This window comes from Pseudodesulfovibrio pelocollis, assembly GCF_030282845.1.
Classification (GTDB): Bacteria; Desulfobacterota; Desulfovibrionia; order Desulfovibrionales; family Desulfovibrionaceae; genus Pseudodesulfovibrio; species Pseudodesulfovibrio pelocollis.
This window is the reverse complement of sequence record NZ_JASTWE010000034.1, coordinates 1-19,731: the sequence shown is the minus strand read 5'-3', so window position 1 is coordinate 19,731 and position 19,731 is coordinate 1. Positions and strand designations below refer to the sequence as shown.

General features: G+C 63.8%; 22 protein-coding genes. 18 read left to right on the top strand and 4 right to left on the bottom strand.

Annotated features, from left to right (window positions below; all coding sequences use genetic code 11):
• The first annotated feature begins 55 nt into the window (after positions 1–55).
• From QQS14_RS12090 to QQS14_RS12055, 8 genes are all read left to right on the top strand, one after another.
• Complete coding sequence (locus QQS14_RS12090; protein ID WP_285907258.1) at positions 56–745, top strand: hypothetical protein; 690 nt, start codon at positions 56–58, stop codon at positions 743–745.
• A 224-nt stretch (positions 746–969) separates the two neighbouring features.
• Entirely contained in the window at positions 970–1,437 is a 468-nt protein-coding gene (locus tag QQS14_RS12085; RefSeq protein WP_285907257.1) for a hypothetical protein, read from the top strand.
• A gap of 4 nt (positions 1,438–1,441) precedes the next feature.
• Positions 1,442–2,662 (top strand): bifunctional phosphopantothenoylcysteine decarboxylase/phosphopantothenate--cysteine ligase CoaBC, encoded by a 1,221-nt coding sequence (gene coaBC / locus QQS14_RS12080; RefSeq protein WP_285907256.1) that lies wholly within the window; start codon positions 1,442–1,444, stop codon positions 2,660–2,662.
• Positions 2,638–3,360, top strand: a complete 723-nt coding sequence (locus QQS14_RS12075) for a hypothetical protein (protein WP_285907255.1) — start codon at positions 2,638–2,640, stop codon at positions 3,358–3,360. Before coaBC ends, QQS14_RS12075 begins: the two co-directional genes overlap by 25 nt.
• Before the next feature lie 61 nt (positions 3,361–3,421).
• Positions 3,422–4,783 (top strand): NfeD family protein, encoded by a 1,362-nt coding sequence (locus tag QQS14_RS12070; protein WP_285907254.1) that lies wholly within the window; start codon positions 3,422–3,424, stop codon positions 4,781–4,783.
• Between the two features lie 36 nt (positions 4,784–4,819).
• Complete coding sequence (locus tag QQS14_RS12065; RefSeq protein WP_285907253.1) at positions 4,820–5,584, top strand: slipin family protein; 765 nt, start codon at positions 4,820–4,822, stop codon at positions 5,582–5,584.
• 9 nt (positions 5,585–5,593) lie between these two features.
• The gene (locus tag QQS14_RS12060; RefSeq protein WP_285907252.1) at positions 5,594–6,601 is read left to right on the top strand and encodes an NAD-dependent epimerase; all 1,008 of its coding nucleotides are present in this window, start codon (positions 5,594–5,596) and stop codon (positions 6,599–6,601) included.
• A 307-nt stretch (positions 6,602–6,908) separates the two neighbouring features.
• On the top strand, positions 6,909–7,682 hold the full coding sequence (locus QQS14_RS12055; RefSeq protein WP_285907251.1) for a ParA family protein: 774 nt from the start codon (positions 6,909–6,911) through the stop codon (positions 7,680–7,682).
• Between the two features lie 70 nt (positions 7,683–7,752).
• On the opposite strand, the gene QQS14_RS12050 is transcribed toward QQS14_RS12055, so the two are convergent.
• Complete coding sequence (locus tag QQS14_RS12050) at positions 7,753–8,178, bottom strand: hypothetical protein (protein WP_285907250.1); 426 nt, start codon at positions 8,176–8,178, stop codon at positions 7,753–7,755.
• A gap of 91 nt (positions 8,179–8,269) precedes the next feature.
• Between QQS14_RS12050 and QQS14_RS12045 the strand changes: the two genes are divergently transcribed.
• The 3 genes from QQS14_RS12045 to QQS14_RS12035 all read left to right on the top strand — a co-directional run bounded on the left by QQS14_RS12045 (position 8,270) and on the right by QQS14_RS12035 (position 11,819).
• A complete protein-coding gene (locus QQS14_RS12045) occupies positions 8,270–9,193 on the top strand; it encodes a ParB/RepB/Spo0J family partition protein (RefSeq protein WP_285907249.1) in 924 nt (307 codons plus the stop codon).
• Positions 9,194–9,380: 187 nt separating this feature from the next.
• Entirely contained in the window at positions 9,381–10,388 is a 1,008-nt protein-coding gene (gene rfaE1, locus QQS14_RS12040; RefSeq protein ID WP_285907248.1) for a D-glycero-beta-D-manno-heptose-7-phosphate kinase, read from the top strand.
• 120 nt (positions 10,389–10,508) lie between these two features.
• Complete coding sequence (locus QQS14_RS12035; protein ID WP_285907247.1) at positions 10,509–11,819, top strand: ATP-dependent 6-phosphofructokinase; 1,311 nt, start codon at positions 10,509–10,511, stop codon at positions 11,817–11,819.
• 55 nt (positions 11,820–11,874) lie between these two features.
• On the opposite strand, the gene QQS14_RS12030 is transcribed toward QQS14_RS12035, so the two are convergent.
• The 3 genes from QQS14_RS12030 to QQS14_RS12020 all read right to left on the bottom strand — a co-directional run bounded on the left by QQS14_RS12030 (position 11,875) and on the right by QQS14_RS12020 (position 13,614).
• The gene (locus tag QQS14_RS12030) at positions 11,875–12,276 is read right to left on the bottom strand and encodes a hypothetical protein (protein WP_285907246.1); all 402 of its coding nucleotides are present in this window, start codon (positions 12,274–12,276) and stop codon (positions 11,875–11,877) included.
• Positions 12,277–12,287: 11 nt separating this feature from the next.
• Entirely contained in the window at positions 12,288–12,566 is a 279-nt protein-coding gene (locus QQS14_RS12025) for a helix-turn-helix domain-containing protein (protein ID WP_285907245.1), read from the bottom strand.
• Positions 12,567–13,140: 574 nt separating this feature from the next.
• Positions 13,141–13,614, bottom strand: coding sequence for a MarR family winged helix-turn-helix transcriptional regulator (locus QQS14_RS12020; RefSeq protein ID WP_285907244.1), 474 nt, complete (start codon positions 13,612–13,614; stop codon positions 13,141–13,143).
• A gap of 122 nt (positions 13,615–13,736) precedes the next feature.
• Here QQS14_RS12020 and QQS14_RS12015 point away from each other — a divergent pair, with 122 nt between their 5' ends.
• From QQS14_RS12015 to QQS14_RS11985, 7 genes are all read left to right on the top strand, one after another.
• Positions 13,737–14,585, top strand: coding sequence for a ChbG/HpnK family deacetylase (locus QQS14_RS12015; protein ID WP_285907243.1), 849 nt, complete (start codon positions 13,737–13,739; stop codon positions 14,583–14,585).
• Between the two features lie 66 nt (positions 14,586–14,651).
• Positions 14,652–15,428, top strand: coding sequence for an ATP-dependent sacrificial sulfur transferase LarE (larE, locus tag QQS14_RS12010; RefSeq protein ID WP_285907242.1), 777 nt, complete (start codon positions 14,652–14,654; stop codon positions 15,426–15,428).
• Positions 15,425–16,198: a nickel pincer cofactor biosynthesis protein LarB gene (gene larB / locus QQS14_RS12005; RefSeq protein ID WP_285907241.1), complete on the top strand. Its 774-nt coding sequence runs from the start codon at positions 15,425–15,427 to the stop codon at positions 16,196–16,198. Before larE ends, larB begins: the two co-directional genes overlap by 4 nt.
• On the top strand, positions 16,198–17,046 hold the full coding sequence (larC, locus tag QQS14_RS12000; protein WP_285907240.1) for a nickel pincer cofactor biosynthesis protein LarC: 849 nt from the start codon (positions 16,198–16,200) through the stop codon (positions 17,044–17,046). The genes larB and larC overlap by 1 nt, the downstream gene beginning before the upstream one ends.
• Positions 17,033–17,722, top strand: coding sequence for a DUF3431 domain-containing protein (locus QQS14_RS11995; RefSeq protein WP_285907239.1), 690 nt, complete (start codon positions 17,033–17,035; stop codon positions 17,720–17,722). Before larC ends, QQS14_RS11995 begins: the two co-directional genes overlap by 14 nt.
• The gene (locus QQS14_RS11990; RefSeq protein ID WP_285907238.1) at positions 17,719–18,942 is read left to right on the top strand and encodes an ABC transporter permease; all 1,224 of its coding nucleotides are present in this window, start codon (positions 17,719–17,721) and stop codon (positions 18,940–18,942) included. The genes QQS14_RS11995 and QQS14_RS11990 overlap by 4 nt, the downstream gene beginning before the upstream one ends.
• Positions 18,943–19,114: 172 nt before the next feature.
• Positions 19,115–19,687: a TetR/AcrR family transcriptional regulator gene (locus tag QQS14_RS11985; protein ID WP_285907237.1), complete on the top strand. Its 573-nt coding sequence runs from the start codon at positions 19,115–19,117 to the stop codon at positions 19,685–19,687.
• Positions 19,688–19,731: the final 44 nt, after the last annotated feature.

The following is a 19,731-nucleotide window of genomic DNA, read 5'->3' as shown; positions in this document are numbered from 1 at the left end:
GCAGGTTTTCCCCTTTTGGATTGATATTTGGCCGATTCATGGTATTTCATGAGTCATGAATTGGCTTTCCGTGGCAGAGATCGCCAAACGCACCCGCATTCCCGCGCCAACGGCGCGGCGATACGCCTCGCTCTTCAAGGACTTCCTCGGTGGACGCAAGACCGGTCGCGTGACCCGGTATCCCGAGGAAAGCATCGCCGTGTTCGAGCGCATATCCAGGCTCTATGCCGACGGTGCGGTCACAGCCGAGATCGAGGATTCCCTGCGCGCCGAATTTCCCCGCACCTTTGATGTGGATGGATCAGTGGCAGCCCAGCCTGCTCCGGGCGGGTTGCAGACCCAGGTCTACGCCGAGCTTGCCTCCTCCTTCAACGGCGTCATGGGCAAAGTGGCCTCCTGCATGGAGATTATCGCCGACCAGAAGGCGATCATAGACCGCCAGAACGAGGACATCCAGAAGCTCAAGACCGCCTTTGTGCTCCTGGCCCGCAGCCAGAAGCGGATGAAGGAGCTGCCCGCAGGGCCGGGCGTCATCTCCGAGGAGATGGAGCGCCGCACCCGCGAGCTGGAGCAAAAGGACGCCGAGATCGAGGAGATTGCCCTCAAGCTCTCCTTTGACACCTCGGACATCAAGGCCAAGCTGCAAATCCTCGAATCCGAGCTGGTCCGCCTGCGCAAGGACCGGCGCGACATGGAGAAGTACCTTCAGGAAAAGATCGAGCGGCTCAAGGAGGCCGCTGACTAGCCCTGTCAGACTGTTTAAATAGTCAAAATATGGAGGCTGTTCAAAAATGGAGAGATGCTAGGCGCGAAAAAAGTTCAAGGCCGAAGCGTACTTCTGGTACGCAAGGGTTTGAACTTTTAGAGCAACGACGCAGATCGCCGTTTTTCAACAGCCTCCGGTCCCTGTCCGGCCTCTTGTCCGGGCGCAGTTTAGACCCTTAAAACTCAGACGCCCAGGAGGATTCCATGCGTTCCATCTTCAAACTCCTTGTTGTTCTTGCCCTGGTCTTCGGCCTTTCCGCCTGCGCTACCACTGGCTCTGGCGGCTCCGGCGGGTCCGACTCGTCCACCAGCACGGCTACCCAGTATCAGGAGCCGGATTACTACTACGATTTCGACGACATCCTGATCCCCAAGGAGATCAAGTATGTCGAGAACGAGTCCTACAAGCTCGACAACGCCAAGTTCCGGGCCGCCATCATGAAGTTCAAGGGCCGCGTCCAGGTCATGGAGTTGGTCCAGTACTTCATCAACAACATGGCCAAGGACAACTGGACGCTGGTCTCCAACAACAAGGCGGGCAAGCTCTCGGTCCTCAATTTCGAGAAGTTCAACAAGAGCTGCGTCATCCAGGTGGACGACGGCTTTGGCACCGCCACCACCACCATCATTGCGGTGGAGGTCAAGGACGGCTCGCTCTCCAAGGACAAGTAACGGTATGCAGCCGCATTTCCGGTTCGCCGGATTCATGGGCAGGCGCGTCCACCTGGGCGTGACCGGTTCCATTGCCGCCTATCGGGCCCTTGATCTCCTGCGCGCCCTGCTGGCTGCCGACCTGACCGTGTCCGCCACCCTGACCGATGCCGGTGCCCGGTTTGTCACCCCCCTGAGCTTCGAGGCCTTGGGCGCTTCGCCGGTGTATGGCTCCATGTTCGGTCCGGCAGGGCAGGGCGAGGGGGCCTTTGGGCATCTTGAGCCTGGGCAGGATGCGGCCGCCCTGGTCATCGCCCCGGCCACGGCCAACATGCTGGCCAAGCTGGCCCACGGCTTGGCCGACGACATGCTCTCCTGCCAGGCCCTGGCCTTTCCCGGCCCGCGCATCGTGGCCCCGGCCATGAACCCGCGCATGTGGCAGGCTCCGGCCACCCGGCGCAACTGGGATGCCCTGGCCGATCTCGGCTTCATCCGCGTGGACCCGGAGTCCGGCGGCGTGGCCTGCGGCGACACAGGCACGGGCAGGCTGGCCCCCCTTGAAGAGATTCTGGCCGCCACCCTGCGCGCTGTTTCGCCCCAGGACTATGCTGGCAGGCGGGTGCTCGTCACCCTTGGCCCCACGCGCGAGCCTTGGGACGGTGTGCGTTTCTGGTCCAACCCTTCAAGTGGGACCATGGGCGCGTGCATGGCCATGGCCGCGCACCTGCGCGGGGCCGAGGTCACGGTGGTGGCCGGGCCGGTTGATCTCCTTTTTCCGTCCGGCATCAGGGTGGTGCCTGTGCGCACGGCCCTTGAGATGCACGAGGCCTGCCTCGACCTGTGGCCCTCAATGGACATCGCCTGCGCCACGGCCGCAGTGGCCGACTTCCGCCCCGAGCCGCACGGACCGGGCAAGTTCAAGAAGTCTGGGGCCGGGGACCTGCGCGTCAACTTTCTGCCCAACCCGGACATCCTCAAGGCCATGGGCGAGTCCAAGGCCGACCACCAGCGGCTCATCGGTTTTGCCGCCGAGACAGGCGACCCCCGGGCAGAGGCGGCCCGCAAGCTCGCGGCCAAGGGGCTTGACCTCATGGCCGCCAACGATGTTTCCCGGCAGGGGAGCGGGTTCTGCTCCGCCACCAACGAGATGTTCGTCATTGATGCCACCGGCCGCGTCGAGTCCTGGCCCGTGCTGCCCAAAACCGAGGTTGCCTGGAGACTATGGGATCACCTTCCGCTCGATTGAACACGCCCGAGCATCTGCGCGCCTTTGTGGATTGCGGCTTGCAGTTCCTCTTCGCGCCCGGTCATGCCGCGCCTGGCCATGGCGCCCCCATCGGGGCCAGCCAAGGTTCCGCGCCGTGCCCGGTCCAGGCCCCTTCGCCGCCAGTCCAGGCGCATCAGGCACGGCAGGGCGGACAGGGAAGAGTCGCTTCCGGCCCCACGTCCCGGCCGCAGTCCTCAACCCGTCCCCGTGCCGCGCAGGGTGGACCCGGGTTCCCCGAGCCGTGGGCCTCGTATTTTGCCAAGGTTGCCCCGGCCCCGCGCATTGTCTGGACCTACATGGAGCTTGGGCTTGATCTGTCCGGCCAGTCTGACCCACGACGCGCAGGCGTGCTGCGCAACCTCATCACCCATCTGCGCTGGCCGCGCGGGACCACTGCCTTCTGGCCCGTGGCCTCCTTGCTCGATGGCGCGCTTGAGCCCGACGGGGCCATGTTCTGGAAGGGGTGGGAGGTGTGGCGCACCCAGCACATCGCCTGCTTCGGGCACGAGGCGCTGCGGGTGATCCATCCCGAGGCCGAGGCGGGCTGCGCCACGGTTTTTCTTGAGCATGTCACCATCCATGTCCTGCCGCCCCTGGCGGAGCTGAAGAGCCGCCTGCCCCATGAGCAGCAGATGGCCGTGGAGGTTCTGTCTTCGTTGCGCCTGGATGTTGACTGATCCCTTCCCCAGCAACCCGAATCGTGTATAGTGGGTCAAACCCTCTTACCCCGGAGTCGCCATGCGCCATCTCTTTCGGGCCTTAACCGCCGTGCTTGTTTTTCTGGGCCTGGGCCTGGGCCTGAGCCTGGGGCTGTCCTGGCCTGCTGTTGCTGACGAATCAGAGCCCGTGGCCGCCGAATCCGATGTCGTCCAGCCCTTTGGCGTGACCAGGGTGACCGTGTCCGGGCCAATCAGCCCGGCCCAGGCCGAGCTGCTCGACAACGCGGTGGCCCATGCCGAGCGCCAGGGCAGTTCCATGGTCCTGCTGGTGCTTGATACCCCGGGCGGGCTGGGAGACTCCATGCGCTCCATGGTTTCCACCATCCTCAACGCGCCCATGCCCGTGGCCGTGTGGGTCGGTCCAGCCGGAGCGCGGGCCGCATCAGCCGGTGTCTTTCTGGTGGCCGCGTCCAGCGTGGCGGGCATGGCCCCGCAGACCACCATCGGGGCCGCCTCGCCTGTGGGACTTGGCGGAGCAGAAATCGACGGGACCATGGCCAAGAAGGTGACCCAGGATTTCACCAGCCTGGTGCGCGCCGTGTCCGAGGCGCGCGGCCGCAACAGCGAGTGGTACTCAAGCGCCGTGACCGAGAGCGTGTCCATCACCGCCAACGAGGCCCTGGAGGCCCGCGTTGTCGAGATGGTGGCGCAGTCGGACCGGGCCTTTTTGGTGCAGGCGGGCAGGGCTGGCGTCCTTCACAACGGCGCCACCATCACCTTTGATCCCGGGCAGATCCAGATCAGCGACTACGAGCCCGGCTTTCGCTACTCTTTCCTCTCCTGGCTGCTCCACCCCCAGGTGGCCTATCTGCTGCTCATGGGCGGCATGCTCGGCCTGTTCATCGAAATCACTAATCCCGGGTCCATCTTCCCCGGCGTGTTCGGCGGCCTGTGCCTGCTGCTTGGCCTGTACGCCATGTCCGTGCTGCCCACGGACGTCACCGGCCTGCTCCTGCTCGGCTTCGCCCTTTTGCTCTTTCTGCTCGAAATACAGATCGTCAGCTACGGGCTGCTTTCCCTGGCCGGGGCAGCAGCCATGTTCATCGGCTCGGTTCTCTTGTTTCGCGACGACTACGGCACCCTGGCCATTCCCACGTCCTTTATCATCCTGCCGGTGGCCGTTGTCTCAAGCGCAGCCGCAGGCTTGGTCTTTCTGGTGGTCCGTTCGCGCCGGGTGGAGCGGCCCCTTGGCCTGCCCGCCCTGGTGGGCCAGCAGGCGGAAGTGCTGGACTGGGACGGCGAATCAGGCCAGATTTTAATCCGAGGCGAAATTTGGGCCGCAAAGCGGTCTTCTACGGATTTTACCCCCCAGCGCGGCATGAAGGTCCAGGTTTTGTCCGCAAGCGCGCTGACGCTCGAAATAGGGCCCTTGGGCTCTTAACACCCGGATACCAACGGTTTCCGGACAGGAGGCAACATGCTTATCCCACAAATCATCCTTCTTGCCCTGGTGGTGGCCTTTGTGGTCTCCGCGCTTCGCGTGCTCAACGAGTACGAGCGCGGCGTCATCTTCCGCCTTGGCCGATGCATCGGGGCCAAGGGGCCGGGTTTGATCATCCTCATCCCGGTTCTCGACAAGATGGTCAAGGTGTCCATGCGCGTCCTGGCCCTTGATGTGCCGCATCAGGATGTCATCACCCAGGACAACGTCAGCCTCAAGGTCAACGCGGTGATCTATTTCCGCGTGCTGGACCCGGTCAAGGCGATTCTTGAGATAGAGGACTACATGTTCGCCACTTCGCAACTTGCGCAAACCACCCTGCGTAGCGTATGTGGTGGCGTCGAACTTGACGACCTGCTCTCGCACCGCGACAAGGTCAACTCGCAGATTCAGGCGATCCTTGATCAGCACACCGACCCCTGGGGCATCAAGGTGACCACGGTGGAGGTCAAGCACATTGACCTGCCACAGGAAATGCAGCGGGCCATGGCCAAGCAGGCCGAGGCAGAGCGCGAGCGCCGGGCCAAGGTCATCGGCGCAGAGGGCGAATACCAGGCGGCCACCAAGCTGGCCGATGCGGCCGAGATCATCGCCCGCCACCCCCAGGCCCTTCAGCTGCGCTACTTGCAGACCATGAGGGAGATGGCATCGGAGAGCAAATCCGCAACAATAATTCCGATACCGCTTGATATACTCAACGTGCTGATGCCCGCACTGGCAGGTACGAAAACCAAGGAATAGAGACCGTTCATGAAGATTCTTGTTACAGGAGCCGCAGGATTCATCGGCTTCCACCTTTCACGCGCCCTCACTGTCCTGGGGCACGAGGTTGTCGGGCTTGACAATCTCAACGACTACTACGACGTCAACCTTAAGAAGGCGCGCCTTGCCGTTTTGGGCGAGAGCGCCCTTTTTCGGCATGTGAACATCAGCCTTGAGCATGATCAGCCCATGAGCGAACTGTTCCGGGTTGAGCGCTTTACCCATGTGGTCAACCTGGCCGCCCAGGCCGGTGTGCGCTACAGCATCGAAAACCCCAGAGCCTACATCGACTCCAATGTCGTCGGTTTCCTCAATCTTCTTGAGGGATGCCGCCACAACGGGGTCGAGCATCTGGTGTACGCCTCCAGCAGCTCGGTGTACGGCCTCAACACCCATATGCCCCTTGATCCGCACCGTGGGGTTGATCATCCCATGAGCCTGTACGCTGCCACCAAGAAGGCCAATGAAATGATGGCCCACTCATACAGCAGCCTGTATTCCCTGCCCACCACGGGCCTTCGGTTCTTCACGGTCTACGGCCCCTGGGGCAGGCCGGACATGGCCCTGTTCCTCTTCACCAAGAACATCCTTGAAGGCAAGCCCATCAATGTCTTCAACTACGGCAAGATGCGCCGCGACTTCACCTATATCGACGACATCGTCGAGGGCGTGGTCCGAGTGGTGGCCAACACGGCGGCCCCGAACCCGGCCTGGGACGGCGATTCGCCCGATCCGTGCACCAGCTCGGCGCCCTATCGGGTGTACAACATCGGCAACAACCAGGTGGTCGAGCTGTCGCGCTACATAGAGGTAATAGAAGAGGTGGTCGGCAAGAAGGCCATCTACAACTACATGCCCATGCAGCCCGGCGACGTGCCAGCCACCGAGGCAGACGTGAGCGACCTGGTGCGCGATGTTGGCTTCAAGCCCAACACGTCCATCGAGGTCGGCATCCGAAGCTTCATTGACTGGTACCGAGACTACTACAAGGCATAACTTCCTCCCCGGCCCGGCGCATGCCGGGCCCTTTTTTTTGCTTTTCGGCCCGCAGCCTGACGCGGCCCCTTCTTCCTTTTTCGCCGCTTTATTGTCCCTGTTGAACTCCCCTGACTTCCGAAGGGTTTTTTTTGGGTTTTTTCCGACCTTTCCGGGCCAAGGTTCTTGCCTTCGTTTTCCATTCATCATAGGAACAAGCAAGACGCGGCCATGAGTGTTTCACGTGAAACATCGACCCCGTCATCGCAGCGTGTTTCACGTGAAACATGGATCTCGGGCGAAAACGCAGCGCACAAGTGAGGAATCCGTGGCGAGAAGAATCGTTGTAGCGAATCAGAAGGGCGGTGTGGGCAAGACGACCACCGCGGTCAATCTGGCCGCCTCCCTGGCGGTGATGGAAAAAAAGGTCCTGCTCGTGGACTTCGACCCCCAGGGCAATGCGTCGAGCGGGCTTGGGTTCTATCCGGGGGACAAGCGGGAGAACATCTACTCGGTCCTGTTTGAGCCCAAGAGCGTACGCAAGGCCATCTGCCAGACCGACATCCCGTTTCTGGACATCCTTCCTGGCACGCAGGATCTGGTGGGGGCCGAGATAGAGCTTGTGGACAAGCTGGGACGCGAATACTACCTGCGCGACCTGCTGGTGGTTGTGGACGAGGAGTACGACTACATCCTCATTGACTGCCCCCCATCGCTGGGGCTGCTGACGGTCAACGCCTTGTGCGCCGCCACCGAGCTTTTGGTGCCGCTCCAGTGCGAGTATTACGCCCTGGAGGGTATCGCGCAGCTGCTCATGACATACGAGCTGGTGCGCAAGCGCCTCAACGCGGACCTGGACATCCTCGGCGTGGTACTGACCATGTATGATTCGAGGAACAGATTGTCGTGGCAGGTGAAGAACGAGGTGCGCAAGGCCTTTCCCCAGCACCTGTTCGAGACGATCATCCCGAGGAATGTGCGCCTGTCAGAGGCCCCGAGCTTCGGCAAGCCCGTGATCAACTATGATATCAAGTCGCGCGGGGCAGAGGCCTACCTCGCCCTGGCTCAGGAAGTGGCCAAAAGCGCCACGGGTCGGGCGTGATCGGCCGGTTTGCGGTCAGTGGCATGTTGCTCGCCGCTGGGCGTGATCATCGTGAACGCTCGGCGGATGATCAGTATCTGCCCTCTTTGGTGCGGTCCTTGTCGGGCGTGAAGGGTGTGCATTCGGTCTTGATCTGGTCCTTGAAATGCTTCTTGACCACCTTGGCCTGGCAGTTGGCGCACAAAAAGGAGACCAGCCCGGCCAGGTTGGCGGAGGTCAGCCGGAATTTGCGCGGCTCGTCGGCCCGCCAGTCGTCGGTGGTGTTCCCGCAGTGCTCGCAGTGGACATCCGTGTCCACGGGGTAGGCGAAGTCCCAGTACTGGGTGAGGGTTTCCCAGTCGGCCAGGGGTTCGCGTCGGGGAGCCGGTTTGGCCACGTCGCGCAGTCCCAGGGCCGCGAGCACGGCCGGGCGGGCCTGGGTCCAGGCCGGGCCGGAGATCAGGGCGCCTATGAGGGTGCCTTCCTTGTCGTAAAGTTCGGTGATGTGGTCAGACATGCGTGCTCCGATGATTCGTGGTTGTCGGGGCGTTATAGGCGCTAAAGCTCGCGGGGGCAAGGCGCATGATGAAAGAACAGGAGAGTGGCCCATGGTCGCAGGCAACAGAGGGTTGGGACGAGGGTTGGACGCACTGCTGGGCGGTGTGCGTGAAGACGAGAAGAAGACGTCGGCATCGGCCGAGGTGCGCCTGATCGGTGTGGAGGCCATCGCCCCCAATCCCTATCAGCCGCGCCGCGAGTTTGCCCAGGCCGCCTTGGATGACCTGTGCGAGTCCATCCGTTCGCGCGGGGTACTCCAGCCGGTGCTGGTGCGCACCGTGGGTGAGGGGCACTACGAATTGGTGGCGGGCGAGCGCCGCTTGCGGGCCTCCCGGCAGGCTGGCCTTGCAGAGATCCCGGCCCTGGTGCGGGAAATGACCGACCAGGAGAGCCTGGCCATCGCTCTCATCGAGAACCTTCAGCGCGAGGACCTCAACGCCATCGAGGAGGCCTTGGGATACCAGCAGCTTCAGCGCGAGTTCGGCCTGAGTCAGGACGAGCTGGCCCGGCAGGTGGGCAAGAGCCGGTCGGGCGTGGCCAATTCGTTGCGCCTGCTTGGCCTGCCCGAGGCGGTGAGACGCGACATCCAGGCGGGAACCGTGTCCGCTGGCCACGGCCGCGCCATCATGAGCGTGGGCGACGAAAAGATCCAGGCCGAGCTGCACAAGCGCATAGTGGATAACGGCCTCACTGTGCGGCAGGCCGAGGCCCAGGCCGTGTTCTGGAAGGGGAGCGGGCGGCTTCCCGGCGCAGACGAGCTTGAGCGTGCCGTCAAAACCGACATGGGCGACACGGCCCGGCGGCCAGACCCTCTGGCCCCTGAGCTTCGGGCCGCGCAGGATTCGCTGACCAAATTGCTGGGCGTCAAGGTTCGCATCACAGGAACCATTGAAAAGGGCAAAGTGACAATTACTTACGGGTCGCAGGGTGATTTGCGGTCCTTTGCGGAAAAGGTGGGCGTCGATCTGCCGTGACCTGTGCCCCGCGATGCGGTCCCGCGCCACAGGCCCTCCATGGTCGGTCGCCATTGGGCTGTGATCAGGACATGAACCAATGAGCCCGTGGGCGCGCTTCAGCGATGCGGTTGCGCGGAGCGGAAACTGGCGGCCCTTCGCCCTGGCCCGAAGAGAACTCACCTAGAAAAATCAGGATTACCAAGGCATGAAACGCAAGATCATTCGCGAGGCGGTACACGCGCTGGCTGGCAGCAAGGTCATGATCATCGGCGACCTGATGCTTGATCATTACATGATCGGTTCCGTGGACCGCATCTCACCCGAGGCCCCGGTGCCCGTGGTCCGGGTGGAGCGCGAGACCTCGCTCCTTGGCGGGGCGGGCAATGTGGCCCGAAACATCGTCTCCCTGGGCGGCGAGGCGCTCCTTGTCGCCACCGTGGGCACAGACGAGGACGGCGCCCGGCTGGACCGTCTCTGCAACAAAGCGCAACTGCGCACCAAGCTCATCCGCGACCCGGCGCGACCCACCACCAAAAAGACCAGAATCATTGCCGGAACACAGCAAGTGGTGCGAGTGGACCAGGAGCTGGCCGTGCCTCTTCAGGATGCGGAACTCGACCAGCTCTTCAACCATCTGCAAATGGTCCTGCCCGACTTTCCGGTGATCATTCTCTCGGACTATGGCAAGGGGTTCATCTGCGAGGAATTCATGGGCCGGTTCATGGACATGGTGGCCCAGTGCGACCCCAGGCCGCTGGTGCTGGTGGACCCCAAGACCGTCAATTACGACCTCTATCAGGGGGTGGATCTGCTCACGCCCAACACCAAGGAGGCGGGGGAGGGGGCCGGTCTGCCCGTCAAGGGCCAGGATACCGTGATCAGGGCCGGGCGCGCCCTCTTTGACAGGCTCTGCTGCCGCAACCTGCTCATCACCATGGGCGGCGATGGCATGGCCCTGTTCGAGGGGCCGGACGACGTGACCCACATCCCCACCTTTGCCCGCAAGGTCTTTGACGTCACCGGCGCTGGAGATACGGTCATAGCCACCGTGGCCCTGGCTTTGGCCGCCGGCATGGACCTGCGCACGGCCTGCACCCTGGCCAACTACGCGGCAGGCATCGTGGTGGGTCAGGTGGGCGCCGCCACAGCCAGCCCGGCCGATGTGCTCGAAGCCGTGGACGAACTGCCGGAACCGGCTCTGTCCCAGTGGTAGACCGCAACACAAAAAACACGCTTTTCTGATGTGTTGCGTTGCTGTATACAACCAAGTCCAACGCGAAACGCGACCATGTCATCATGGTCTGTCATCACAAACCAGGAACTGTAAGGAATCATGATCAAAACCTCCTGCTCCCTCCCGGACACCACCATCCCCACCCTCGGTCCGGCCAGGATTGCCACCCCGCTGCTCCATCCGCGCTACGTGGACGAATCGCGGCCGCTCTCCCTGGTCATGACCTCCGAGGAACTGGCCGAGCTGGACAACGAGACCATGCTCCTCGAATTCGAGAAGGCCGGACCGCGTCAGCACCTCTACTTCGACCCGCCCAAGACCAAGTGCGCCATCGTCACCTGCGGCGGACTCTGCCCCGGCATCAACGACGTCATACGGGCCATCGTCATGGAGAGCCACTACCACTACGGAGTGCGCACCGTGCTCGGCATCCGCAACGGACTGCGGGGGTTCATCCCCAAGTACCGCTATGACCTGATGGAGTTGACGCCAAAATCCGTGTCAAACATCCACCAGTTCGGCGGGACCATCCTCGGCTCGTCGCGCGGGCCCCAGGAACCGACCGAGATCGTGGACGCCCTGGAGCGCCTGAACATCAGCGTGCTATTCGTCATCGGCGGGGACGGCACCATGCGCGCGGCCAAGGCGATCATGGACGAGGTGGCCCTGCGCAGGCGCAAGATCTCGGTCATCGGCATTCCCAAGACCATCGACAACGACATCAATTTCATCACCCGCACATTCGGCTTTGACACGGCCGTGGAAAAGGCCACCGAGGCCATCCAGTGCGCCCATGTGGAGGCCACGGGCATGGACATGGGGGTGGGGTTGGTCAAGCTCATGGGGCGCGAGGCCGGGTTCATCGCGGCCCAGGCCACCCTGGCCATGCAGGAGGTGAACTTCCTTCTGGTGCCCGAGCAACCCTTTGCCCTGGACGGGGAAAACGGACTGCTCATGGCCCTGGAGCGCCGCCTGCTGGCGCGCGGCCACGCCCTCATCGTCTGTGCAGAGGGCGCGGGCAGGGACCTGCTTGAGGAGGACAAGCGCACCGACCCATCGGGCAATCCCGTGCTGGGCGACATCTGCGGCCTGCTGGCCCGGCGCGCCAAGAGCCATTTTGATTCACGCGGCCTGGAGATGACCTTGAAGTTCATCGACCCAAGTTACATCATCCGATCCGTGCCTGCCAACGCGGGCGACCGGGTCTACTGCGGATTCCTCGGCCAGCAGGCAGTGCATGCGGCCATGGCGGGCAAGACAGGCATGGTCGTGACCCAGGTCAAGACGAGCATGGTCCACCTGCCGCTGGATCTGGTCACGTCCAAGAAGCGCTTCCTGAACATCGACTCGGACTACTGGTCCTCGGTCATGGAGGCCACGGGCCAGGAAGTCTACTTCGGGAAAAAATGAAAAGGGGGCCGCAAGGCCCCCCACGCATGTCGAGAAACAGGGCTGGACGCCCGGGCTATTCGTTGGCAGCCAGACGGCGGCGCACCTGCTCGCTCACCTGCCTGCTGGCGCTCTCCTTCTCGGAGTCGATGGCCACGGCCAGCAGCTCGAACAGCTGGTCGTAGGAAAATTCAAGGTTCAGGCTTCCGTTGGACACGATGCAGTGCGTCTCGCGCTCCTCAATGCGATAGGCCCGGCGCTCGCGCGCATGGCCGATGGCCGAGATGATGCCGTAGGCAAGCCGCCCCTGCTCGTCGCGGTAGAGCTTCTCCATGGTCAGCATGCCGGTCGTGTCGTCAAAATACATCTCCTCGCCGATGAGACGTCCCGTGACCGAGGCGTCCTCGCCGAAATCATTGGGCAGGTTGACCGTCAGGACAGGGTCGGTGTCGTGGCCGCTGGAAAATCGTTTCGACATGCGCTCTCTCCTTAGTCCAAAGGAAGCTTTAGCTGTTCTGGGCCTGTTTTGGCCGCGTCTTTCGACTTGGCTTCGCTGGATGACCGGGACTCGGCCGATTCTCTCCAGCCCCCGTTGAGGAACTCCATCAGGGCCGACTCTGCGACCCGCCACTGGCTGCCGATCTTGATGCCCTTGATGCGGCCGTCAATGATCAGCCTGTACGCCGTGCGCTGGTGCACCCGAAGCAGGTCAGCCACTTCGCGGACCGTGAGCAGGGTCGGAGGCCTCAGGGTGTCTTTGTTGTCCATAATGTCACAGACGTATTCGTGATGCTCATCCTTTGACACAGTCAGTCAAAGATTGTCAACAAAGTACAACGCTGTCACGCAAACTCTAGAGTTTTTCCACAGAAAGATCGAAGGCGTGACATTATGGGACGTTGTGGATTGTTAGGGACGTCTATAGCAGAAACCAGCGGAAAACATAATGGGAAAATGTCATGAAAAGCGAATTTGCCCAGGAAAAATGCGCAGTAAGCTCTAGAAAATGTCGCGCAAAAGTATTGAAGGCAAGCAAGCGGTGAAAGAAAATAGTGCTGTAAAATTGGTGCCTTGCACGTGCTTGCCACGGCAGTGTTCAAAGGGAACAGAAACGCGGCTAGGGCTGGCGCGGTTCGTTGCAGAAACAGGTGACAGAGGAGAAAGGTGCTGCGCGCGAGGGGCTGTGTCGGGCTTGCGGTGCATTGTGGTTGAGCCTGATGCCCTGTGTGTGGTTGTTCAGGGTCGTGCCATCCTTGAGGCCCGGTACAGGAGGCTGCTGATCGGGCAATCGAGGGGGATGTCAGGTCCCGGAGCCTGCGGGAGACCGCACGCGGGACTGTTCTCAGGGGCCGACCTCGTCCAGCAGCAGGACCGGGGCGTCTTCCTGGTCCGTTTCCAATGACTCGGTCATCTGGCGCATGATGCGGCGGAAGTAGCGGCGGTCGTTGACGGTCAAGCCGGTGTTGACAGCGGCTCGGAGGTCGCCGATGGCCTGCATCACCTGGGGCTTGAGGGCGTTGGCGCGCGGGGTCAGGGTGATGACATGGGCCCGCTTGTCGTCAGGGTCCGGGGTCCTGGCGATCAGTCCGTCGCGCTCCATCCGTTTGAGGGTGTTGGAGAGGGTGGCCTGCTCGACAGGCATCAGTTCATGCAGGGTCTTCTGGGTGATCCCGTCCCGCTGCCACAGGTAGTGCAGCACTCCGAGGTATCCGGAGTGAACGCCCAGTGGAGCCAGGCGCGCGGCCAGGCTGCGGGCATACAACCGTTGAAAGCGGGAAAGCTGGGTGAAGAACAGGGTGTCCGGTTCGTAGTGCATGGCAGGCTCCGTGTTGCAGGCCCTTGTTGATAGCAGGCTATATAGCGCCACGGGGGAAGTCAACAGGGGAAAGGCTTTACGGGGCACGGGCGGTATGGCTAGTGTGCCGGATGAAGATTGTCATGACCATTGACGATTGCGGGGCACACCCGGCGGTGGCCAGGGCGGCGGCGCGCCTTGCCCGCCAGGGGCTGGTCACTGCGGCGGGCATCGTGGCCAACGGTGCGGACGTCGAGGGCGCGGTCCGGCTGACAGGGATTGGCCTGGGCGTGCATCTCGACATCCTGCGCGGAAGGCCCGTGGGCCATTGGCAGGGTCGGGCCACGCTGGTGGACGAGGGGGGCGCGTTCCTCGGTTCGGCCGCGCGGCTCTTTGCCCGCTATGCGCAGGGTCTGGTCAGACACGAGCATGTGGAGGCCGAGTGGCGCGCCCAGATCGAGCGGGTGCTGGCCTTTGGGGTGCGGCCCGTGCACCTGTCGAGCCAGGCCAATGTCCACGCCTGGCCGACCCTGACGAAAATCGCCGGTCAGCTGGCCTCGGAATACGGCATCCGCTGGCTGCGCACTCCCGAAAAGTGCGCCGAGGTCTCGCAGCTGGACCTGAGCGCCACGCGGATGAAATTTCTCAACGTGTGCGGCATGTTCGACCGCAAAACAATCGGCGTGGGCTGGCCTGAGCGGGCGTGGGGGCCGGATGTGGCGGCAGGCGGTTTCGGCCTGTCCGCATTCAGAACCTGGCTGAGAGACGAGGTCCATGCGCTGGACAGCGACGCGATCATCGAGCTGTGCTGCCGACCGGGCCTGATCGAACCCGGGGACCCGCCCATCGCGGGCTGGTATGACCCCACCATCATCGCGCCCGTGTGGAAGGCGCACTTTACCTCGCTGACCACTGGCAACTGGCGCGAGATCCTGGACAGGCTGGGGCTCGAACCTGTCGGGTTCGACCAATTGACGCTACGGGCCGGGTGAGTACACCCAAGCCGGGAGTGCCCGGGAAGAAGTTGCCGCCTGCCCCGACGTGAGGTAGGTTGTCGTATGGAATTCAATACACTCGTCCAGACAATACGCGACCGAACAGGCCCGGACGATCAGCTGGTGATCGCCCTGTCGGGCGGTGTGGACAGCGGTCTTGTGGCCGCCGCTGCCCAGGCCGCGTGGGCGGGCGGCGCTCATGATCGGCCGCCCGTGGCCGTGACCGTGCGCAGCGAACTGACCGCCCGGACTGACTTCGAGCGGGCCGAAGCCGTGGCCCGGCACATCGGGATCAAACAGGTGGTCATCACGGCGCGGATGCTCGATCATGATCAGGTGCGGCGCAACGGGCCGGACCGCTGCTATCACTGCAAGCTCGCCCTGTTTGATCGGGTGCGCGAGCGCTGGGGTGACGACTGCGTGATCGCGGACGGCACCAACCACGATGACGACCCGGCCCGGCCGGGCCTGCGCGCCGTCCGTGAGCATGGCGTGTTCCAGCCGCTCAAGGACTTGGCAATCCCCAAGGAGGGGGTGCGCCTGCTGGCCCGCGCGGCCGGGCTGCCCAACTGGGATGCGCCCTCGGAAAGCTGTCTGGCAACGCGACTGGGCCAGGGAACGATCCTGACCCGGGAGCGGCTGGCCAAGGTGGAGCACCTGGAAGCCTTTTGGCGCGGGCGCGGGGTGCGGGCGTTGCGCGTCCGTCATGATGATATGGTGGCAACCGTGGAGTATTCAGCACAATACGCCGGAATCATGAAACAAGAAGGTGATCTTTTCAGCGTCGTGATCAGGTCCGTGGGCCTGGAGGCGGTGCGCTACAAGGAGTGGGGGGCATGAAGCCGGACGCCGTGCTCGACGCCTTTGCCGCTGGCGATCTGTCCAGGGACGAGGCCAAGGGGCTGCTCATGGCCTCCCTGGTGGTGGACGCTGGCTGCGCCAAGCTCGACCTGCATCGCCAGCTGCGCACCGGCGGGCCGGAGGTGGTCTACTGCGAGGGCAAGACCCAGGCCCAGGTGGCGGCCATCTTCGAGGCGACCGTGGCCCATGCCGGGCGCGTGCTGGGCACCAGGGCGGAGCGCGAACAGTATGAGGGCCTGCCGTCCGGCCTGGGCGCGCACTATGATCCGGTGTCACGGCTGCTGCGCGTGGGCGGAGCAGAGTCAGGGGGGTGCGGCAAGATCGTCGTGGTCTCGGCAGGCACCTCGGACCTGCCTGTGGCCGAGGAGGCGGCAGGCACCGCCGAATACCTGGGGTCGCGGGTGGAGCGACATTACGACTGCGGCGTGGCTGGCATTCACCGGCTTTTTTCCGTGCTGGAGGAGATGGCCGACGCCACGGCCATCATCGCCGTGGCCGGGATGGAGGGCGCGCTGCCCTCGGTTTTGGCCGGTGTGGTCGCGCCGCCGGTCATTGCCGTGCCCACCAGCGTGGGCTATGGCGCGAGCTTCCAGGGGCTGGCCGCCCTGCTGACCATGATGAACTCCTGCTCGCCGGGTGTGGCCGTGGTCAACATCGACAACGGCTTCGGGGCGGGTTTCCTGGCGCACAAGATCAACATGCGTGCGGCAGCGACCATGGTGCCTCCTGCGGGCAAGGGCGGGCGCTGATGCGGTACAAGGGCGAACAAGGGCGCGGGCCGAGCCAGGCCAGGGACGAGCACACGATCTATCTCGATTGCTCCACCGGGGTGAGTGGCGACATGCTTCTGGCCGCCCTGGTGGGTGCCCACGACGATCTGCACGGGCCGGGCACAGGCGCTGCCTTTCTGGAAGAGGAACTGGCCCGGCTGGGCATCGACGGGTTCGAACTGGGCTGGTCCGAGGTGTTGGTAGGCGGTATGAACACCCGCCGAGTGGACGTGATCCAGACCCGGGAGCAGCCCCTTCGCCGCCATGCGGACCTCGTGCACATCATCGAATCAAGCGGCCTGTCAGGCCGGGCAGCCGAACGGAGCGTCAAGGCCGTGACCCTGCTCGGGCAGGCCGAGGCCAAGGTCCACGGCACCACCCTGGACGCCATTCATTTCCACGAAATCGGCGCTGTGGATACCATTGTGGACATTGCGGGTGCCATGCTCCTGCTCGACGCGCTGGGGGCCATTGCGGTGTGCTGCTCGCCGGTAGATCTGGGCAGCGGATTCGTCCACTGCGCGCACGGAACAATGCCAGTTCCTGCACCGGCTTGCGCGGAACTTGCCAAGGGGCTTGTCGCCTTTGGATCGGCCTGCGGCATGGAGCGGGCCACGCCCACCGGACTGGCTATATTGCGGACAGTTGCTGACTCATGCGGATCCATGCCCCTGGGCACCACCCTGGCCGTGGGCTACGGCTCGGGCGGGCGGTCCAGCGATGAGCAGCCCACCTATGTGCGCGCCTTCGTGATCCAGCCCGTTGCGGTTGCACCGCATATCGAAGGTAGACATCAAGCCTGCGGAGGGCATCGTGAGCGCGAGTGATCGGGTCGTGGTGATCATCTCGCGCTATCGGGAAGACGTATCCTGGACCGCACGCCTGGGCTATGATTACATTGTGTACGACAAGGGCGGCCAAGGCCCGGCTGGAGCTATCCCGCTGCCGAACATCGGCCGCGAGGGACATACCTGGATGACCCATATCGTGCGCCACTACCAGGCTCTTGCGCCGGTCAATGTTTTTCTCCAGGGCGACCCGTTTGATCACATCGACGAGCAGGGGCGCGGCACGGTGGAGCAGTTGCGGTCCATGATTGAAGATGTTGTGGTCAGACAGACGCCCTTTCGCGGATTCGCCTGGTTTCGCATCGAGTGCGACCGGCTCGGCCGCCCCCACCATCTGCGCGAGCCTGAGAACCGTGGCCGCTGGGCAGGCTGGGGCCGCGACATCCCGGTGGGAGCGGTGTTCGAGGAGCTCTTCGCGGCCAAGGCGCCGGAGCGCATCGTGGCCCGGGGGGCCACCGGCTGCATTGCGGTCACGGCCGAGCGCATCCGCACCCGGCCCCTGGCTTTTTATGAGCACGCCCTGCGCCTGTTCGAGGCCGACCCGGACGATGCGGGCAACACGGGCCACGCCTTTGAGCGGCTGTGGCACCTCATCTTCAACGGCAACACCGCCTGGAACCGGGCGTATCCCGACACCACGGGGAGGTCCGCATGAGCCCGAGCCTCAACCTGCGCATCGCGCTTTCCTCGCTGGCCGCGCACAAGTGGCGGGCCATCCTGGCCATGCTCGGCGTCTTTCTCGGTGCCCTGGCCTTCACCGGCGTGCAGCACGTCTCGCAGATCATGGTCCGCCAGGCCGAGATCGAAACCGAAAAGCTCGGGCCCAACCTCTATGCAGTCATGGCCGGGTCCGTGCGCTTTCGCCGCTCGGGCACAGCCTCGGTCCAGAACATCGCCCGCAACTTCACCGTGGCCGACGCCGAGGCGGTAATCCACGGCGTTCCCTCGGTCCTCGAAGGCGCGCCGTTCGTGTCCACCACCATGCAAGTGCGCGCCGGGAGCCGGGCCGCACCGGCCAGACTCCTGGCCACCCTGCCCAACTACCAGTCCATCCGCAGCTTTCACCCGGAGCATGGCCGCTTCTTCGACGCGGCCGAGGTCCGCGACCACGCCAAGGTCTGCGTGCTCGGCCAGTCCATTGCCACGCGCCTCTTCGGCAAGCCCGAGGACGCGGTGGGCGCTTCGGTCTACCTGTTCCGGGCCAGCTTCCGCGTGCTCGGGGTCATGGAGGCCAAGGGGCGCGATCTCTCGGGCGATGACCAGGATGAATATCTGCTCATGCCGCTGACCACCTATCTGCGCCGGGTGGGCAACCAGAACTGGGTCAACGGCGTGTATCTGCGCCTGTCGAGTGAGGCCTCCCTCGACGCGGTGGGCGAGTCGGCCACGGCCATAATGCGCGCACGTCACACCATCTCGCCGGGCCAGGACGACGACTTCAGCACCATGTCGCCCAAGGACACCGTGCAACTGCAACGTCAGGCCCTGGACCTGATGACCACCCTGGGCGGCATCTCCTCGACCATCTCCTTTGCCGTGGGCGGCATGGGCATCCTGTCCATCATGATCCTGGTGGTCCGCTCGCGCCGGGTCGAGATCGGCATCCGCCGGGCCGTGGGCGGCAGACGGCGCGATATCGTGCGCCAGTTCCTCTTTGAATCAGGACTCATGGCCGGGCTCGGCGGGGCGCTGGGCGTGACAACCACCCTGGTCCTGGTCAGCGCGGGCAGCGCCCTGGCCGACCTGCCCCTGGTCATCGACCCTGCCAATCTCGCGCTGACGCTGGCCGGGTCCTGCCTGCTGGGCGTGGCCGCAGGGGCCTACCCTGCCTGGCAGGCCGCCCGCATCGAGATATTGGACGTGCTCAAGAGTTAAGTGCAACATCCCGGAAAAACACGCCTATCACATTCATATAGTCGGATATGTGAAAAAATATTGCCGACTATGTTCCACGTCATGTGGTGCCAAGTCGCAGGCAAGTGAATAATAATGGACGCAGCCAAAGCCGCGTCGGACAGTCGCCCAAGAGGATAACTCGGGAGGGACCATGGCAGACAAGCGCGTACAAATGCTGGCCGCTGCATGCATCCAGTTTCACAACGCCGACCTGGATGGGGTGTCCCTTGAGCCCCTTGCCCGGCAGGTGGGGCTGAGCGACGGGCAGGCCCGCGAACTGTTCCCGGATCGCGAGAGCCTGGAGCGGGCCGTGTACGAGCGCGCCCTCATCACCATGGCCACCGATTCCTTTGCCTCCCTGCCCGATGACAGTATCGGGGACCAGCTGACACACCTGCTGCGTGAGCGTTTCACATTCTTTGTCCGCCATCGCCTAAGCTCGCGCAAAATCCTTCTCGGTGCCATCAGCGCCGGGGGCGGGTGGCGCGATCCCTTTGAGGACCAGTTCTGGCGCTTCTCCGTCCAGGTGGTCGCGCTCCTCGAAGCCGCCAAGCGCCAGGGCGATATCCGGCCCGACGCGGATCACGCCCTCGCGGCCCGGGCCTTTGTCTCCTACTACCTCACCGGCCTGCTCCTGGCCCTGCGCAACGAAAAGACCACGGCTCAAGACGCCCTTGACTTCACCCTCCCCCTGGTTGACGCGCTTATCGACTCCCTGAGTTGAGCGGGGGGCATGCCTCCGGCGGCCAGGGGGAAGGGGAGAGGGAA

What these genes read in the sequence shown, in the direction of transcription:
- QQS14_RS12020 (WP_285907244.1), bottom strand. Translation starts at nt 13,614, where the DNA reads ATGCACTACGAACCGGACACCCTGTTCTTCACCCAGCTTTCCCGCTTT.
- larB (WP_285907241.1), top strand. Translation starts at nt 15,425, where the DNA reads ATGAAGCCGGACGCCGTGCTCGACGCCTTTGCCGCTGGCGATCTGTCC.
- QQS14_RS12025 (WP_285907245.1), bottom strand. Translation starts at nt 12,566, where the DNA reads ATGGACAACAAAGACACCCTGAGGCCTCCGACCCTGCTCACGGTCCGC.
- QQS14_RS12035 (WP_285907247.1), top strand. Translation starts at nt 10,509, where the DNA reads ATGATCAAAACCTCCTGCTCCCTCCCGGACACCACCATCCCCACCCTC.
- QQS14_RS12050 (WP_285907250.1), bottom strand. Translation starts at nt 8,178, where the DNA reads ATGTCTGACCACATCACCGAACTTTACGACAAGGAAGGCACCCTCATA.
- QQS14_RS12090 (WP_285907258.1), top strand. Translation starts at nt 56, where the DNA reads ATGAATTGGCTTTCCGTGGCAGAGATCGCCAAACGCACCCGCATTCCC.
- QQS14_RS12060 (WP_285907252.1), top strand. Translation starts at nt 5,594, where the DNA reads ATGAAGATTCTTGTTACAGGAGCCGCAGGATTCATCGGCTTCCACCTT.
- QQS14_RS12045 (WP_285907249.1), top strand. Translation starts at nt 8,270, where the DNA reads ATGGTCGCAGGCAACAGAGGGTTGGGACGAGGGTTGGACGCACTGCTG.
- QQS14_RS11990 (WP_285907238.1), top strand. Translation starts at nt 17,719, where the DNA reads ATGAGCCCGAGCCTCAACCTGCGCATCGCGCTTTCCTCGCTGGCCGCG.
- QQS14_RS12030 (WP_285907246.1), bottom strand. Translation starts at nt 12,276, where the DNA reads ATGTCGAAACGATTTTCCAGCGGCCACGACACCGACCCTGTCCTGACG.
- QQS14_RS12015 (WP_285907243.1), top strand. Translation starts at nt 13,737, where the DNA reads ATGACCATTGACGATTGCGGGGCACACCCGGCGGTGGCCAGGGCGGCG.
- QQS14_RS12085 (WP_285907257.1), top strand. Translation starts at nt 970, where the DNA reads ATGCGTTCCATCTTCAAACTCCTTGTTGTTCTTGCCCTGGTCTTCGGC.
- coaBC (WP_285907256.1), top strand. Translation starts at nt 1,442, where the DNA reads ATGCAGCCGCATTTCCGGTTCGCCGGATTCATGGGCAGGCGCGTCCAC.
- QQS14_RS12070 (WP_285907254.1), top strand. Translation starts at nt 3,422, where the DNA reads ATGCGCCATCTCTTTCGGGCCTTAACCGCCGTGCTTGTTTTTCTGGGC.
- larE (WP_285907242.1), top strand. Translation starts at nt 14,652, where the DNA reads ATGGAATTCAATACACTCGTCCAGACAATACGCGACCGAACAGGCCCG.
- larC (WP_285907240.1), top strand. Translation starts at nt 16,198, where the DNA reads ATGCGGTACAAGGGCGAACAAGGGCGCGGGCCGAGCCAGGCCAGGGAC.
- QQS14_RS12075 (WP_285907255.1), top strand. Translation starts at nt 2,638, where the DNA reads ATGGGATCACCTTCCGCTCGATTGAACACGCCCGAGCATCTGCGCGCC.
- QQS14_RS11985 (WP_285907237.1), top strand. Translation starts at nt 19,115, where the DNA reads ATGGCAGACAAGCGCGTACAAATGCTGGCCGCTGCATGCATCCAGTTT.
- QQS14_RS12065 (WP_285907253.1), top strand. Translation starts at nt 4,820, where the DNA reads ATGCTTATCCCACAAATCATCCTTCTTGCCCTGGTGGTGGCCTTTGTG.
- rfaE1 (WP_285907248.1), top strand. Translation starts at nt 9,381, where the DNA reads ATGAAACGCAAGATCATTCGCGAGGCGGTACACGCGCTGGCTGGCAGC.